The 13,703-nt window shown below is 71.3% G+C and carries 16 protein-coding genes; 8 read left to right on the forward strand and 8 right to left on the reverse strand.

Annotation, left to right across the window (positions count from 1 at the left end; translation table 11 throughout):
- Nucleotides 1-71 precede the first annotated feature (71 nt).
- Nucleotides 72-341: a hypothetical protein gene (locus tag OHA61_RS04400; RefSeq protein WP_324981204.1), complete on the reverse strand. Its 270-nt coding sequence runs from the start codon at nucleotides 339-341 to the stop codon at nucleotides 72-74.
- Between the two features lie 67 nt (nucleotides 342-408).
- A complete protein-coding gene (locus OHA61_RS04405; protein ID WP_406301786.1) occupies nucleotides 409-1,431 on the reverse strand; it encodes a LacI family DNA-binding transcriptional regulator in 1,023 nt (340 codons plus the stop codon).
- Nucleotides 1,432-1,490: 59 nt separating this feature from the next.
- Between OHA61_RS04405 and OHA61_RS04410 the strand changes: the two genes are divergently transcribed.
- Together OHA61_RS04410 and OHA61_RS04415 are read left to right on the forward strand one after the other, a co-directional pair.
- Nucleotides 1,491-1,658: a hypothetical protein gene (locus OHA61_RS04410; RefSeq protein WP_406307630.1), complete on the forward strand. Its 168-nt coding sequence runs from the start codon at nucleotides 1,491-1,493 to the stop codon at nucleotides 1,656-1,658.
- Between the two features lie 139 nt (nucleotides 1,659-1,797).
- Nucleotides 1,798-2,259: a type II toxin-antitoxin system PemK/MazF family toxin gene (locus tag OHA61_RS04415; protein WP_406301787.1), complete on the forward strand. Its 462-nt coding sequence runs from the start codon at nucleotides 1,798-1,800 to the stop codon at nucleotides 2,257-2,259.
- A gap of 9 nt (nucleotides 2,260-2,268) precedes the next feature.
- Here OHA61_RS04415 and OHA61_RS04420 read toward each other — a convergent pair whose 3' ends face one another.
- A complete protein-coding gene (locus OHA61_RS04420; RefSeq protein WP_406301788.1) occupies nucleotides 2,269-3,102 on the reverse strand; it encodes a TIGR02452 family protein in 834 nt (277 codons plus the stop codon).
- Nucleotides 3,103-3,238: 136 nt separating this feature from the next.
- On the opposite strand from OHA61_RS04420, the gene egtA reads away from it, so the two are divergent.
- Genes egtA through egtD form a run of 4 tightly spaced genes read left to right on the forward strand, consistent with a single transcriptional unit; the run spans nucleotide 3,239 to nucleotide 7,537 of the window.
- Nucleotides 3,239-4,513 (forward strand): ergothioneine biosynthesis glutamate--cysteine ligase EgtA, encoded by a 1,275-nt coding sequence (egtA, locus tag OHA61_RS04425; protein WP_406301789.1) that lies wholly within the window; start codon nucleotides 3,239-3,241, stop codon nucleotides 4,511-4,513.
- Nucleotides 4,510-5,823 (forward strand): ergothioneine biosynthesis protein EgtB, encoded by a 1,314-nt coding sequence (gene egtB / locus OHA61_RS04430; RefSeq protein WP_406301790.1) that lies wholly within the window; start codon nucleotides 4,510-4,512, stop codon nucleotides 5,821-5,823. The genes egtA and egtB overlap by 4 nt, the downstream gene beginning before the upstream one ends.
- Nucleotides 5,823-6,578, forward strand: coding sequence for an ergothioneine biosynthesis protein EgtC (gene egtC / locus OHA61_RS04435; RefSeq protein ID WP_406301791.1), 756 nt, complete (start codon nucleotides 5,823-5,825; stop codon nucleotides 6,576-6,578). The genes egtB and egtC overlap by 1 nt, the downstream gene beginning before the upstream one ends.
- A complete protein-coding gene (gene egtD / locus OHA61_RS04440; RefSeq protein WP_406301792.1) occupies nucleotides 6,575-7,537 on the forward strand; it encodes an L-histidine N(alpha)-methyltransferase in 963 nt (320 codons plus the stop codon). Before egtC ends, egtD begins: the two co-directional genes overlap by 4 nt.
- On the opposite strand, the gene OHA61_RS04445 is transcribed toward egtD, so the two are convergent.
- From OHA61_RS04445 to OHA61_RS04460, 4 genes are all read right to left on the reverse strand, one after another.
- The gene (locus OHA61_RS04445) at nucleotides 7,432-8,307 is read right to left on the reverse strand and encodes a lysophospholipid acyltransferase family protein (protein WP_406301793.1); all 876 of its coding nucleotides are present in this window, start codon (nucleotides 8,305-8,307) and stop codon (nucleotides 7,432-7,434) included. The genes egtD and OHA61_RS04445 overlap by 106 nt on opposite strands.
- Nucleotides 8,304-9,161, reverse strand: a complete 858-nt coding sequence (locus OHA61_RS04450) for a GNAT family N-acyltransferase (RefSeq protein WP_406301794.1) — start codon at nucleotides 9,159-9,161, stop codon at nucleotides 8,304-8,306. The genes OHA61_RS04445 and OHA61_RS04450 overlap by 4 nt, the downstream gene beginning before the upstream one ends.
- A 275-nt stretch (nucleotides 9,162-9,436) precedes the next feature.
- Nucleotides 9,437-10,111 carry a class F sortase gene (locus OHA61_RS04455; protein WP_406301795.1) on the reverse strand — a complete coding sequence of 225 codons (675 nt, stop codon included), beginning with the start codon at nucleotides 10,109-10,111 and terminating at the stop codon, nucleotides 9,437-9,439.
- Nucleotides 10,112-10,254: 143 nt separating this feature from the next.
- Nucleotides 10,255-10,959 carry a hypothetical protein gene (locus OHA61_RS04460; RefSeq protein ID WP_406301796.1) on the reverse strand — a complete coding sequence of 235 codons (705 nt, stop codon included), beginning with the start codon at nucleotides 10,957-10,959 and terminating at the stop codon, nucleotides 10,255-10,257.
- A gap of 507 nt (nucleotides 10,960-11,466) precedes the next feature.
- Between OHA61_RS04460 and OHA61_RS04465 the strand changes: the two genes are divergently transcribed.
- Both OHA61_RS04465 and OHA61_RS04470 read left to right on the forward strand, forming a co-directional pair.
- Nucleotides 11,467-11,682, forward strand: a complete 216-nt coding sequence (locus tag OHA61_RS04465; RefSeq protein WP_266483971.1) for a dodecin — start codon at nucleotides 11,467-11,469, stop codon at nucleotides 11,680-11,682.
- Nucleotides 11,683-11,806: 124 nt separating this feature from the next.
- The gene (locus tag OHA61_RS04470; protein WP_406301797.1) at nucleotides 11,807-12,826 is read left to right on the forward strand and encodes an LLM class flavin-dependent oxidoreductase; all 1,020 of its coding nucleotides are present in this window, start codon (nucleotides 11,807-11,809) and stop codon (nucleotides 12,824-12,826) included.
- A gap of 48 nt (nucleotides 12,827-12,874) precedes the next feature.
- Here the strand turns inward: OHA61_RS04470 and OHA61_RS04475 are convergent, their stop codons facing one another.
- A complete protein-coding gene (locus tag OHA61_RS04475) occupies nucleotides 12,875-13,702 on the reverse strand; it encodes a tyrosinase MelC2 (RefSeq protein ID WP_324974464.1) in 828 nt (275 codons plus the stop codon).
- Nucleotide 13,703: the final 1 nt, after the last annotated feature.

Below are 13,703 nucleotides of genomic sequence, written 5' to 3' on the forward strand. Positions count from 1 at the left end.
CACTTGTGAACTCGCACCTCATTGGCCAATGGTGCTGAAACCATGGGGACTTGAGGGCAGATGGCGGGGTTTCAGCGTTCTGCCGGGTCGACGACTCGCGCCGAAAGCCCGTAGTCCAGTTCCGTTCCGTCGACCAGCAGCGCCTCGACCGTACGTGTGACCGGGTCGATGTCCGCCTCCAGGCCGTCGCCCGAGAAGCGCGGATATCCGGATGACCCGTACTGACCGGTGGCCACCACGACGGCCGAGCGGATGGCACTTGCGGCCAGATGGGCCGCATCGCTGCCCTCGACATGCTCGGGCACCAGCAGGATCTCGAAGCGCTGCGGATCTGTGCTCATGCAAGCGACGCTAGACACGCACCGCGCGGCCCGCATGTCGTCGGGCTCAGGCCGTGGGGCGCGCGGGTCAGCTGGACTCGCGGAGCAGTGCCCGCGCCCCCATCAGATCGTGCCGCTCCGGCTCGACGCCGGGGTCACGCACCACGCGGTCGACGAGTTCGGCGAGCCGCTGACCGGTCACCATGTCGATCTGCACGGTGCTCAGCCGCGGCCGCAGCAGCCTTCCGAGCAGCAGATCGTCCGCACCGATCACCGCGGCCCCTGCGGGGACATCGATGTCCGCGTCCTGCAGGGCCCGCATCAGGAGCATGGCGTACTCGTCGTTGTACGCGTAGACGGCGTCGAGACCGAGTCCGCGCCAGCGGGCGGCGAGCCCGGCGGCCGACTCCTCGTCGTACGGCAGGGGCAGCGGCTCGATCCGGGCGCCCGTGCCCCCCGCGGCCCGCCTGGCACCTTCCAGGCGGGGTTCGGAGAACAGCTCCAGGCCCCTGTCCTGCGGCATGACGACGCCGATGGCGCGGCGGCCGCGCCCGACCAGATGGGCCACGGCGCAGTGGCCGATTTCGCTCTGGTCCATGACGAGGGAGTGCGCGCCCTCCACACGCTGCGGTCCGAGGGTGATGACGGCCTTCGCGCCGGAGCGTTTGAGGACGTCGACGCCGTACGGCGTGAGCGCGACCTCGCCGAGCGAGACGACCGCGACGGGACGCAGTTCGGCCCAGGCTCTGGCCGCCTCGTCGCCGGCGAGGCCGAGGCTGCCGTACTGCACGACGGTGTAGTCGAGGCGGCGCAGCGCCCACTGGAGCTCGTTGAAGAAGCGGCTGTAGAGCGGCCCCACGGGGAAGTGCGCGGTGGGCAGGAGCACCATCCGGGTGTGCCCGGCGCGCAGGCTGCGGGCCGCTGCGTGGGGCACGTAGCCGAGTTCTTCGGCGGCTTCGCGGACGCGGCGGCGGGTGGGCTCGCTGATCCGTACGGCGGAGGTGTTGTTGAGCACGTAGGAGACGGTGGCCCGGGAAACACCGGCCAGCCGGGCGACGTCGGCACTGGTCGGAATGGGGCGTTCTGCGGACTGCTTGGGTGACTGGCTCATCGCCCTCGGCATCTTTCCAGAACAGCTCCGTACGGGGTCCGGCAGATGGCCGGAAACGAGTGCCGCACGGCATCGGCCGTATCCGCGGCGGGGCCGAGCATTTCCTCGCGTATCCGGCGTCCGCGAAGGACCGGATCGAGACGGGGACGGTGGGGACGGTGGTGGAATGTCTGCCGCCACGCACCGTCTGTGTCTCCGGTGTACGGCAGTTGAGCCGGGCCCGATGAGGAGGACACTCTCGATCAGCCGGCGCCGGACGGCACCGGACGAAGGGGGCGAATGCCGATGGTCGTGACGGACGAGCCGAAGGAATGAGGGCGGCACCCGCCCTGCGGGAAGGACCGGGCAGGTCCTACCGTGTGGCGGGTGACGATCTCCCCTGACGCATCCGACAGCGCTTTTGACCTGCCCGGCCAGTCCGGCCCCGCGGCCACCACCGAGGCCGATCCCGCCGAGGTCGGCCCGGTCCGCACCTCGTACGCCCCCGACCGCGACGGCGATCCCGACCCCGGCGAGATCGTCTGGACCTGGGTGCCGTTCGAGGAGATGGACGGACGCGGCAAGGACCGTCCGGTCCTGGTGGTGGCCCGTGAGAAGGCCGGAACCCTGCTTGCCGTGCAGTTGTCCAGCAAGCGCCACGACCGGGACCGTGAGTGGGTGGCGATCGGCGTCGGGCCGTGGGACCGGGCGGGACGCGAGTCCTGGGTGGATCTGGACCGGGTGCTTCGGGTGCACGAGGACGGCATGCGCCGTGAGGCGTGCGCGCTGGACCGGCCGCGTTTCGACCGGGTCGTGCACCGGCTGCGGGAGCGCTACAGCTGGAGCTGACCCCGCGCTCTAAAGCTGAAGCTGACCGGCGAAGGTCCGGCGGAAGGCCCCGAGCGTCGGCCCGGCTGAGCTACGGTCCAGTACGGCGAAGACGATCTCCTCGAAATGGCCCGCGAAGCGGCCGCCCCCGGTGAGCAGGACGTGGAACGCGGCCGCGACCACCGCGGGGTCGTTGCGGAAGACCCCGCAGCCCCAGGCCCCCAGCACCAGGCGCCGGTAGCCCTCCCGTGCCGCTGTTTCCAGCACACGCTCGGCGCGGGCGGCAACCGCGGCCGGGATGCGGTGCGCCTGCTCGGGAGTCCGGCTCGTGATCACCCCGGCGTTCGGCGCGGGCGAGGTCAGAAATCCCACGGTGCAGGGCTCGTCGAGTAGCCGTCCCCGGTCGTCGCGGAAGACCGGGACGCCGGGTGAGTGGATGACCCGGTCGGTGTAGAAGGGGCTGCGCTCGGCGCGGTGGTGCTCGTAGAACTCGGGGGCACGCAGGAGCGTGACGTACAGCGCCGAGGCCCGGCAGAGCGCCTCTTCCTGGGCCTGTGCGCCGTTCAGATAGCCGCCCCCGGGATTGCGTGCCGAGGCGAAGTTCAGGACGGCGACGGGGCCGCTGTCGGTCGCGGTGAGACGCCGGGCCGCCTCGGTGCTGCTCTCGCCCGTGACCTCGAAGGATGTCGCGCGGTCGGTGTCCGGCACGACCTCCACCGCCTCGGGTCCGTACATCCGGGTCCCCGCCAGCGCGGCCGCCAACTCCCGGCCGATGTCGACCGTCCGGCCGTCGGAGGCCGGGTAGTGGCCGGTCTCGACGATTTCCTCGGTCTGCCGTGCGATCCCCCGCAGTCGTGCACTCATGGCGACATCGTGGGCGACCTGCCACGGGCGCGGCAATCGAATTTCTTACGTCCCACGAACATCCAACGGGCACTCTTGTGCGAAGCGGCGGCCTTGGCTTTAGGTTGGCAGAGTGCCTTTGAAAGAGGAACCGGACATGCACCCACCCGATGCAGGCGGCTTCGGCCCGCCTGTCGAGGAAACAGAGGCAGAGGATCTGCTCCGATGTATCTGCTTCAAGAACGGCCCGCCCCGCTTCGTGGGCGTGGAGGTCGAATGGCTCGTCCATGAGCTGGAGCGGCCCGATCGCCCCGTCCCCGCCGGCCGTCTCGTCGCGGCCCACGAACAGATACGTGCTCTACAACTGAATTCGGCCCTCACCTTCGAGCCCGGCGGTCAGCTGGAGCTCAGCTCGCCCCCCGCCGCTTCCCTGATGGAGTGCATCGACTCCGTCGCCGCCGATCTGGACGCCGTACGCACCGCGCTCCGCCCGGCAGGCCTCACTCTCAGCGGAATCGGGCTCGATCCCTTCAATCCCCCGCGCAGGCTGCTCCACGAACCCCGCTATGACGCCATGGAGGCGTACTTCGACCGGACAGGTGCGTCCGGCCGCGCCATGATGTGCAGTTCCGCCTCGGTCCAGGTGTGCCTGGACGCCGGTGCCGAGGAGCCGGGCCCGCTCGGGCACGGTCGTCGCTGGCAGCTCGCGCACCTGCTCGGCGCGGTGTTGATGGCGTCGTTCGCCAACTCGCCCGTACAGGGCGGGCGGTACACCGGCTGGCGCTCTACCCGGCAGGCCGTATGGTCCTCGCTCGATGCCGTACGGCCGCTCGCGCCGCCCCTGGGCGTGGAACCGCGCTCCGCCTGGGCCGCGCACGCGCTGGACGCACCGGTGATGTGCATACGGGGGGACGGCGACCCGTGGGAGCTGCCCGACGGGCTCACCTTCCGTGAGTGGATACGCTCCGGCGTCGTGCGCCCGCCGACCCGGCAGGATCTCGACTACCACCTGACCACCCTCTTCCCGCCTGTGCGGCCACGAGGCCATCTCGAACTGCGCATGATCGACGCGCAGCCGGGCGACGACGGCTGGATGGTTCCGCTCGCAGTCACCACGGCCCTGTTCGACGACCCCGAGGCGGCCGAGACGGTCTACCGCGTCGTGAAACCACTGGCGGAGTACGCAGGTTCGCAGCCTGCGCCGCGCAATCCGCTGTGGACCAACGCCGCACGGCACGGACTGGCCGATCCCGAACTGCACGCCGCCGCCACAACCTGCTTCGCCGTCGCCATGGAGGCGCTCCCCCGCATCGGCGCGTCCCACGCCGTACGGGACGCCGTCGCCGCATTCAACGAGCACTACGTCCTGCGGGGTCGATGTCCTGCCGACGAGCTGCGCATCCCCTCCCTCGGGAAGGAACCGATCAGATGACCGAAGACCTCCGGCTCCGCGCCCTGGACGCGCTGACCGCCGCCCGAGCCCGTACGGCCACGCTCACCTCGTGCGTCGACGACCATGAACTGACCGCCCAGCACTCGCCGTTGATGTCCCCGCTGGTGTGGGACCTGGCCCATATCGGCAACCAGGAGGAGCAGTGGCTGCTGCGCACCGTCGCCGGACGTGAGGCGCTGCGCCCCGAGATCGACTCCGTCTACGACGCCTTCGAGCATCCGCGGGCCCTGCGGCCCACGCTGCCGCTGCTCGCCCCGGCCGAGGCGCGTGCGTACGCCTCCGATGTGCGCGGCAGGGTCCTGGACGTCCTGGAGAGCACCCCGCTGGAGGGCCGGCCACTTCTCGACGCCGCCTTCGCCTTCGGGATGATCGCCCAGCACGAGCAGCAGCACGACGAGACGATGCTCATCACGCATCAGCTGCGCAAGGGGCCCGCGGCCCTCACCGCGCCCGAGCCGCCGTCCGGCAGCGCGCAGGGCCTGCCCGCCGAAGTCCTGGTCCCCGGCGGCCCGTTCACGATGGGTACATCGACCGAGCCGTGGGCGCTGGACAATGAACGGCCCGCCCACCAGCGCGTCGTTCCGGGATTCTTCATCGACACCGTGCCCGTGACCTGCGGTTCCTACCAGGCCTTCATCGAGGACGGCGGCTACACCGATTCCCGCTGGTGGGCGGCCGAGGGCTGGGAGCAGATCCGGCAGCACGACATCGGCGCCCCGCTGTTCTGGCGCCGCGAGGGCGGCCAGTGGCTGCGCCGCCGCTTCGGGGTGACCGAGCCGGTGCCCGCGGACGAGCCGGTGCTGCATGTCAGCTGGTACGAAGCCGATGCGTACGCCCGCTGGGCGGGGCGGCGGCTGCCCACGGAGGAGGAGTGGGAGAAGGCCGCCCGCCACGATCCCCACTCGGGCCGCTCGCGCCGCTTCCCGTGGGGCGACGAGGATCCCAAGCCCTCGTACGCCAACCTCGGCCAGCGCCATCTTCGGCCCGCCCCGGTCGGCAGCTGTCCCGAGGGGGAATCGCCGCTCGGGATCAGGCAGTTGATCGGCGATGTGTGGGAGTGGACGGCGAGCGACTTCCTGCCCTACCCGGGCTTCGCGGCATTCCCGTACCGCGAGTACTCCGAGGTGTTCTTCGGCAGTGCGCACAAGGTGCTGCGCGGCGGGTCGTTCGCCGTCGACCAGGTGGCCTGCCGCGGCACCTTCCGCAACTGGGACCTTCCTGTGCGCCGGCAGATCTTCTCCGGATTCCGTACGGCACGGGACGCACACGTGCGGGAGGAGTCGGCCTGATGTGCCGCCATATCGCCTTTCTCGGCCCGCCGCTGCCGCTTCGGCAGCTGCTCGTCGAGCCCGCGCACGGGTTGTTCAGGCAGTCCTGGGCGCCGCGTCACCAGCGGCACGGAACCGTCAACGCCGACGGCTTCGGCGTCGGCTGGTACGCCGAGGGCGATCCGGTGCCCGCGCGGTACCGGCGCCCGGGCCCCATCTGGGCCGATCTCTCGTTCGCCGATCTCGCCCGCGTGGTCCGCAGCGGCGCCGTGCTCGCCGCCGTCCGCGACGCGACCGAGGCGGGCGCGGACGGCGAGGCGGCGGCGGCGCCGTTCGCGGCCGGGCCCTGGCTGTTCAGCCACAACGGCGCGGTCAAGGGCTGGCCGGGCTCGCTGGCCCCGCTCGCCCTGACCCTGCCCGCGGCCGAGCTGCTGTCGCTGGAGGCGCGGTGCGACTCCGCGCTGGTGTGGGCGCTGGTGCTGCACCGGCTGCGCGACGGCGACGAGCTCGGCCAGGCGCTGGCTGACACGGTCCGCGAGGTCGGCGAGGCCGCGCCGGGCTCCCGGCTCAATCTGCTTCTCACCGACGGAGAGACCGTCGCGGCCACCGCCTGGGGCGACACGCTCTGGTATCTGGCCGAGCCCGGGCGCCGCACGGTCGTCGCCTCGGAGCCCTACGACGACGATCCGCACTGGCGCGAGGTCCCCGACCGCACCCTGCTGGCGGCGACCCGCACCGATATCCTTCTGACCCCGCTCAAGGAGCCACCCGCGTGAGCCCGTTCCTGCTGACCCGAACCCTGCCCGAGGACGCCACCGACGCCGCTCTGCGCGCGGACGTGCTGCACGGTCTGACCCGTACGCCCAAGACGCTGCCGCCCAAGTGGTTCTACGACGCCCGCGGCAGCGAGCTCTTCGAGGAGATCACCCGGCTCCCCGAGTACTACCCGACCCGCGCCGAGCGCGAGATCCTGCTCGCCCGTTCGACCGAGATCGCCGCGGCGACCGGGGCGCGCACCCTCGTGGAGCTGGGCTCGGGCTCCTCGGAGAAGACCCGGCATCTGCTGGACGAGCTGCCCCAGCTGCACACCTATGTGCCGGTCGATGTGAGCGAGAGCGCGCTGACCGGCGCGGCCGAGGCGCTGCTCGCCGAGCGGCCCTCGCTCAATGTCCATGCCCTGATCGCGGACTTCACCCACGGTCTGGCCCTGCCCGGCACCCCGGGACCGCGGCTCATCGCCTTCCTCGGGGGAACGGTCGGCAATCTGCTGCCCGAGGAGCGCGCGGAGTTCCTGCGCTCCGTGCGCTCGATGATGGACCCCGGCGACGCGCTGCTGCTCGGCACGGATCTGGTGAAGGACGAGAACGTGCTGGTGCGGGCGTACGACGACGCGGCCGGGGTGACGGCCGCGTTCAACAAGAACGTGCTGTCCGTCATCGCGCGCGAGCTGGATGCGGACGTCGACCCCGACGACTTCGAGCATGTGGCGGTGTGGGACCGCGAGCAGGAGTGGATCGAGATGCGGCTGCGGGCGCGCTCCGCACTGACCGTGAAGATCCCCGAGCTGGATCTCGTGGTGCCGTTCGAAGCGGGCGAGGAGATGCGTACGGAGGTGTCGGCGAAGTTCCGTCAGGAAGGCGTACGGACCGAACTGGCTGCGGCGGAACTCGAGCTGACGAACTGGTGGACGGACACGGAAGGCAGGTTCGCGCTGTCGCTGGCGACGGCCAGCTGAGCCGCGCGGGCCAGTGAGCGGCGGTCGGGGCAGCTCCCCGCGGGGATGGCCGGCAGCAGCCGGATCTCCGCGGTGAGCCCGCCGGCCGCCACCACCCGCCGAAGGGACGCGGCCAGCGAGTCCTCCCCGACGAAGGCGGCGGCGCCGGTGGGCAGATAGCTGATGCGTACGGGCTGAACGTCCGCGCCCGCGTCCAGCGCGGCCTGGAAGACGGCATGCCTGAAGCGGCCCTGGGCACGGCCGCACCAGGTGGAACCTTCGGGGAAGGCTATGACGCGCGCGCCGCCGTTCATCGCGGACGCCATATCGCGGACGGTGCCGGGCAGCGTACGCAGCCGGTCGCGCTCCAGGAAGAACGTGCCGCCGCGGGCGGCCAGCGGTCCGAGCACCGGCCAGCGCCGCACCTCGCTCTTGGCCAGCATCCGCCCGGGCAGGGCCGCCGCGATCAGCGGTATGTCCAGCCACGAGATGTGGTTGGCGACGACCAGGGATCCCCCGGTGCCCGGCGTGCGGCCGCCGCCGACGATCCGGACGCGTACGCCGAAGGCGCGTACCACCGCACGCGCCCAGCAGCGGGTCGCCAGATGGCGGAACCGGGTTCCGAGCACCACCGCGAGCAGCGCGACCACCGGCCCGAGCAGAAGACCGGTGAGGACCGTCGCGATTCCGGCGAGCAGCCGGGCGGCGGCCCTCAGCGAGCCGGCCGCCGGGCCGTGATGGTTCGCGCAGCCCCGCGGGGTGCAGGGCGCGCTGGGCAGCCAGACGCTCATCGCACCGGGGCGAGGGAGAGGAAGTGGCGCAGGTAGCGCGGGTTGGTGCGGCGCAGCGAGAGCAGCACATAGAGGTCCGCGACACCGAAGTCCGGGTCGTGGGCGGGCGCTCCGCAGACCCAGGCGCCCAGCCGCAGATAGCCGCGCAGCAGTGCGGGCAGCTCGGTGCGGCCCTCGGGGCGGGCGACGGAGTCGGGGTTCCACAGCTTGTGCGGGGTGACCCAGTACTCCTCGGGGGCGAGGTTCTTGGCCTTCACGGTGTCCCAGGTGGCCGCGGCGAGGGTGCCGCCGTCCGCGAGGGGGATGGAGCAGCAGCCGGCGAGCCAGTTGTGGCCGGTGCGGGTCATGTAGCGGGCGAGCCCGGCCCAGATGAGGGCGATGACGGCGCCGTTGCGGTGCAGGGGGTGGACGCAGGAGCGGCCGACCTCGACGAGGTCGTCGCGGATGGGGGCGAGCCTGGCCAGGTCGAACTCGGTCTCGGAGTAGAGCCGGCCCGCGCCCCGGGCGCGGTCGGGCGGCAGCAGGCGGTAGGTGCCGACGACCTCTCCGGTCTCGGCCTCGCGCACGAGCAGGTGGTCGCAGTACGCGTCGAAGGCGTCGATGTCCAGACCCGGCTCGGGCCCCTCCAGCCTGGCGCCCATCTCACCGGCGAACACCTGGTGCCGCAGTCGCTGCGCGGCCCGGACGTCCTCCTGGTCCCGGGCGAGAGAGACGACGTAGCGCTGCTCGTCCCCCTCACGCAGCGGCCCGGGGGCGGGCGAGGGCAGGGGCCCGGCGAGCTGGGTGGGGAGCTGCGCGGGGACGGAGAGCGGGGCGGCGAGTGGGGCGGGGACGACAGCTGGCGATGCGGGCATGACGGTCTCCTGTGCCGGACGGAAGGGGACGGACCGCGGGTGCGGCGGCCCGGCTCCTTACTTCTTCCGTGGCTGGCTGGATTCGACATGACCGCCCGGCGGAGAGTGGATGTGCGACGGCTGAATGGCGGGGAATGGCGTGCCGGGGACCTGGCACGCAGGGTAAGGAGAGCCGTCGGTTCAGTGAGGAGCGAGGGCTCCGGCGATGCGCTTGGGGGCCTTGCGCACCGCCCGCCGCAGGTGCCGGGACACGTCAGGCGGCCCGCTCATACGCGCTAGGCGGAGTCGAGATGGGCGAACACCACCACATTCTCGGTGTAGTCCTTCTTCTTTCGGTCGTACGAGCCCCCGCAGGTGATGAGACGCAGCTGCGGGTTCGGGGTGTCGGCGTAGACCCGCTCGTTGGGGAAGCGCGCCTTGCTGAAGCTCTCGACGGAGTCGACCACGAACGAGGCGACCGTGCCGTCCTCGCGGGTGATGGCGACCTTGCCCCCGGGCTTGAGCAGGCGCAGCTGCACGAACACGGCCGGGCCGGTCTTGGTGTCGACATGGCCCGCGACAATCGCCGCGCCGCGCTCCCCGGGCGAGACGCCTCCCGCGAACCAGCCGACCAGGTTGCTGTTGTTGGCGGGGGGTGCGTCGAGCCGCCCGGACTTGCCGATGGCCAAGGTCGTGAAGGGGGCGTTGACGCCGATCTGTGGGATCGAGAGCCGCTTCGGCGCGGAACGGGGCAGCACCAGCTCGGCGACGGGCGGCGGGACAGGGCCGTACGTGGGCGGGGCGGCGACCACCGGAAGGACCTGGGGAACGCTGTCCGCGGAGGATCCGGAGGAGTTGAGGATGACGATGACGCCCAGCCCGATCGAGGCGATGGCCCACAGCATCGAGCGGCCGAAGGAACGGGATGCGGAGGCGGGCGGGTTCGGGCCGGAGGACTGCAGGGCGGCCATGGGGGCGTGCCTTTCGTGGACGCGGGCCGGTGGGTCGCGAGCGGACGGCCGCGCGGGGGTTTGCCAGAGGAACCAGCCACCGCGGCCACCGTCCGGGAAGGACGGCGGCCGCGGCGGGAAGTGACTACGGGTGGCCCGGGCTATCAAGCCACCGCGCCACTCGTTGCGTTGCGGCGGCGCAGCGTGTACGCACCGAAGCCGATGCCGCCGAGCAGCAGGAGGGAGCCTGCGGCCAGGCCGCCACCGGAGTCGGCCAGACCGCCGCCACCGGCGTGGACACCGCCCGCCGGCTTCTCCTTCTTCCAGGAGCTGCCGCTCTCCGAGGAGGAGCCGCTGTCCTGACCCCAGTCCTCGGCCACGACCTTGGCCAGGGCGCCACCACCGGCGTGGACACCGCCCCACGGCTTGTCCTTCTTCCAGGACTCCTTCTTCGCCGGCGCCTCAGTCGTCGCCGACTCCTCAGTGGTGGCCGTCGACTCCTCAGTGGTGGTCGCCGACTCTCCGGTCGTCGCCGACTCCTTCTTCCAGGACTCCTTCTTCGCCGACTCGCCGGTCGTCGCCGAGTCTCCGGCGGCCGACTCTCCGGTCGTCGCGGAGTCTCCGGTCGTCGCCGACTCCTTCTTCCAGGACTCCTTCTTCGCCGACGGGTCGGACGCGGTGGAGGAGCCTTCCGTGGTGGAGTCCTGCGCGGTGGAGTCCTGCTTGTTGGTCTTGCCGTAGCCGCTGCTGGAGGAGGAGCTGTCTTGCCCGTAGTCCTCGTCCAAGGTGATGGCATTCGCGGCGGGCGCGGTGATGGCGAGGACCGCCGTCACGGCGGCCGAGGCGAACAGTGTGCGGGCAGAGCGCATGGGGCACTTTCCTTTCGCCGCGCTGCGAAGGCTGACACTTCGTCGGCTCATCGGATCGCAGTGCGACATGATCCACCGTCAGCCCGATCACGGCTCAGCACCAGTCGACACCACCGCAATCGAGTCAGACCCTGGGCCCTTCGAGTGGCGAAGGCCGGAATATCACTCGTTGGACTGCACAACACGCCGAGGCGATGTTTCAGCCGCGGCAATTTCGTCTTCACCTGACGGTGCATCACCTCGAAGAAGCTCTGACCTGCGAAGACGAGAAAGCGGAGGGCGGAAACGATGCTCGAAGCCTCGCTCTCGCCGAGGACCGGCGTCCCCGGCGACGCGATTCCTGCGAGCGCACCCTCGCCCCCGGACTCGGCGTCGACCGGTCGCTCCACCGCCGCGCCCGGCCGGCGCTCCGCCCGGCCTCGGACAGCCGTCCGGGTCCCGACGCCTCGCGCGCCGCCTCCCGGTGGGGCACCGTGGAGTGAACGCATCGAGAGGAGTGCGACACACATGTCGAATCACACCTACCGGGTCACCGAGATCGTCGGCACCTCGCCCGACGGCATCGACCAGGCCATCCGCAACGGCATCCACCGGGCGTCCCAGACCCTCCGCGCTCTCGACTGGTTCGAGATGACCGAGGTCCGAGGCCAGATCGTCGACGGGCAGATCCAGCACTGGCAGGTCGGTCTCAAGGTCGGATTCCGGCTCGAGGACGGCAGCTGACAGGCGGCCGCACGGACACCCGGGCGCCTGAGGGCTCACCCGTACGGACCCTCAGGTGCGGCCCGCGTCGCTCGTGGTCCACGCACCTGGGGAATCCTCGCGCGGCGCGGACGTTGAACCCTGTGTGAGCGCATTGATCGAGTCGACCCGCCTCTCCGTACTGGACCGTTCCCGCACCCGCGAAGGGCACGACGGGCCTGCGGCCCTGCGGGACACGGTCCGTCTCGCCCAGGAGCTGGAAGCACTCGGATACCACCGCTTCTGGGTCTCCGAGCACCACAGCGTGCCCGGAGTGGCGGGCTCCGCGCCGACTGTTCTCGCGGCCGCGGTCGCCGCCGCGACCTCGACGATCCGCGTCGGCACGGGAGGAGTGATGCTCCCGAACCATCAACCGCTGGTCGTGGCCGAGCAGTTCGGGGTCCTCGAAGCGCTCTTCCCCGGCCGGATCGACATGGGGCTCGGCCGCTCGGTGGGCTTCACGGACGGCATACGCAAGGCGCTGGGCCGGGGCAAGCAGGACGCCGGGGATTTCGCCGGGCAGCTGGAAGAACTGCTGGGCTGGTTCGACGGCCGGCAGACGGCGCATCCGCAGGTGCACGCCCGCCCGGCGGAGGGCCTGCGGGTCCCGCCGTATCTTCTGGCCACCGGCGAAGGAGCACAGATCGCGGCCGCCGCCGGGCTGCCGCTGGTCATCGGCGACATACGGAGCCGCGACCGGATGCTCTCGGCGATCGACCGCTACCGCCGGGACTTCCGGCCGTCCTCCTGGTCCGCGCGGCCGTACGTGGTCGTCTCTGGCACGGTCGTCGTCGCCGCCACCGAGCGGGAGGCGCACCGGCTGCTGATGCCGGAGGCCTGGTCGCTGGCGTACTCCCGGACGCACGGAGTCTTCCCTCCGCTCGCCCCGCCGGAGCGGATCGAAGCGCTGACGATGACGGCCCGGGAGCGCCAGTTCTACGAGTCCGGGCTCGGCGGCCACATCGCGGGCACCCAGGAGCAGGTTGCGGACGCGCTGGAGGCGGTCATCAAGGACAGCGGCGCCGACGAAGTACTGGTCACGACGAGCACGTACGACCGTGAAGCCCTGCTGGACTCCTTCCGCGGGCTCGCCCGGATCGCGGGGCTGACCAGCGCGAACGCCTAGAATCGTCCGCCGTGCGCAGCCCCGCGACCCGCTGTTGCGCTGTATCGCCTAGGCCGCTGTGTCGAAGGTGTAGTGGCGGGTGTGGTCCAGCATGTCGGCCGGGGTCACGTCGTTCCAGGGGCGCATGGTCTCCCGCAGATCGACGACATTGCGCGTGCCGGCGGCCGGGAGGTAGGTCGAGCCGGGGTGGCGTGTCTGCCACTCGGCCCAGAGCTTGTCGATGAAGGCGTGATGCATCCAGAACACCGGGTCATTGGGCGAGACTCCGGTGGCCATCTGGCCGCCGACCCAGACATGGACCCGGTTGTGCAGATTGACGCCGCGCCAGCCTTCCAGGTGATTACGGAAGCCGTCCGAGGCGCTGTTCCACGGCGGAGCGTCATAGGTGGCCATGGCGAGTACGGAGTCCACCTCGGCCCGGGTCGGCAGCTGACGCCCCCCGGCGCCGAGGTCCCGGCGCAGATAGCCGCGGCCGTCCACGCGTATGCTCACCGGCCATTTGCCGGCCGCGAAGGCGAACGGGCCGTCCGTCACCCGGCCGTCCCTGCTGCGCCCGGTGCCGCCGAGGAAGTCGGCCGCCCAGAGCGAGGAGGCGGCGGTGCGGTCGGCGGTCCAGTCCCAGTACGGGAGCGCCACCGAGGGGTCCACGGCCTGGAGCTGCTGCTCGAACTGTATGAGGAACCTGCGGTGCCAGGGCAGGAAGGAGGGCGAGCGATGGCCGACCCGCTCGCCGTTGTCGGTGTCGCCCATGATGAAGGCGTTGTGGGTGGTGACGAAGGTGTCGTACTGCCCATTGCGCTTGAGTTCGAGCAGCGCGTCGACGAAGCGGCGCTTCTCGGTGGCGGTGAGCTGCGCCTGGTTCTTGCGTACGGTCATG

The sequence above is a fragment of the Streptomyces sp. NBC_00885 genome, from assembly GCF_045207475.1.
In the GTDB taxonomy this organism is placed as follows: Bacteria; Actinomycetota; Actinomycetes; order Streptomycetales; family Streptomycetaceae; genus Streptomyces.

Coding starts and splice junctions, on each gene's coding strand:
- OHA61_RS04450 (WP_406301794.1), bottom strand. CDS start 9,161: ATGCCCGCATCGCCAGCTGTCGTCCCCGCCCCACTCGCCGCCCCGCTC.
- OHA61_RS04400 (WP_324981204.1), bottom strand. CDS start 341: ATGAGCACAGATCCGCAGCGCTTCGAGATCCTGCTGGTGCCCGAGCAT.
- egtA (WP_406301789.1), top strand. CDS start 3,239: ATGCACCCACCCGATGCAGGCGGCTTCGGCCCGCCTGTCGAGGAAACA.
- OHA61_RS04445 (WP_406301793.1), bottom strand. CDS start 8,307: ATGAGCGTCTGGCTGCCCAGCGCGCCCTGCACCCCGCGGGGCTGCGCG.
- egtB (WP_406301790.1), top strand. CDS start 4,510: ATGACCGAAGACCTCCGGCTCCGCGCCCTGGACGCGCTGACCGCCGCC.
- OHA61_RS04460 (WP_406301796.1), bottom strand. CDS start 10,959: ATGCGCTCTGCCCGCACACTGTTCGCCTCGGCCGCCGTGACGGCGGTC.
- OHA61_RS04465 (WP_266483971.1), top strand. CDS start 11,467: ATGTCGAATCACACCTACCGGGTCACCGAGATCGTCGGCACCTCGCCC.
- OHA61_RS04420 (WP_406301788.1), bottom strand. CDS start 3,102: ATGAGTGCACGACTGCGGGGGATCGCACGGCAGACCGAGGAAATCGTC.
- egtC (WP_406301791.1), top strand. CDS start 5,823: ATGTGCCGCCATATCGCCTTTCTCGGCCCGCCGCTGCCGCTTCGGCAG.
- OHA61_RS04405 (WP_406301786.1), bottom strand. CDS start 1,431: ATGAGCCAGTCACCCAAGCAGTCCGCAGAACGCCCCATTCCGACCAGT.
- OHA61_RS04475 (WP_324974464.1), bottom strand. CDS start 13,702: ATGACCGTACGCAAGAACCAGGCGCAGCTCACCGCCACCGAGAAGCGC.
- OHA61_RS04455 (WP_406301795.1), bottom strand. CDS start 10,111: ATGGCCGCCCTGCAGTCCTCCGGCCCGAACCCGCCCGCCTCCGCATCC.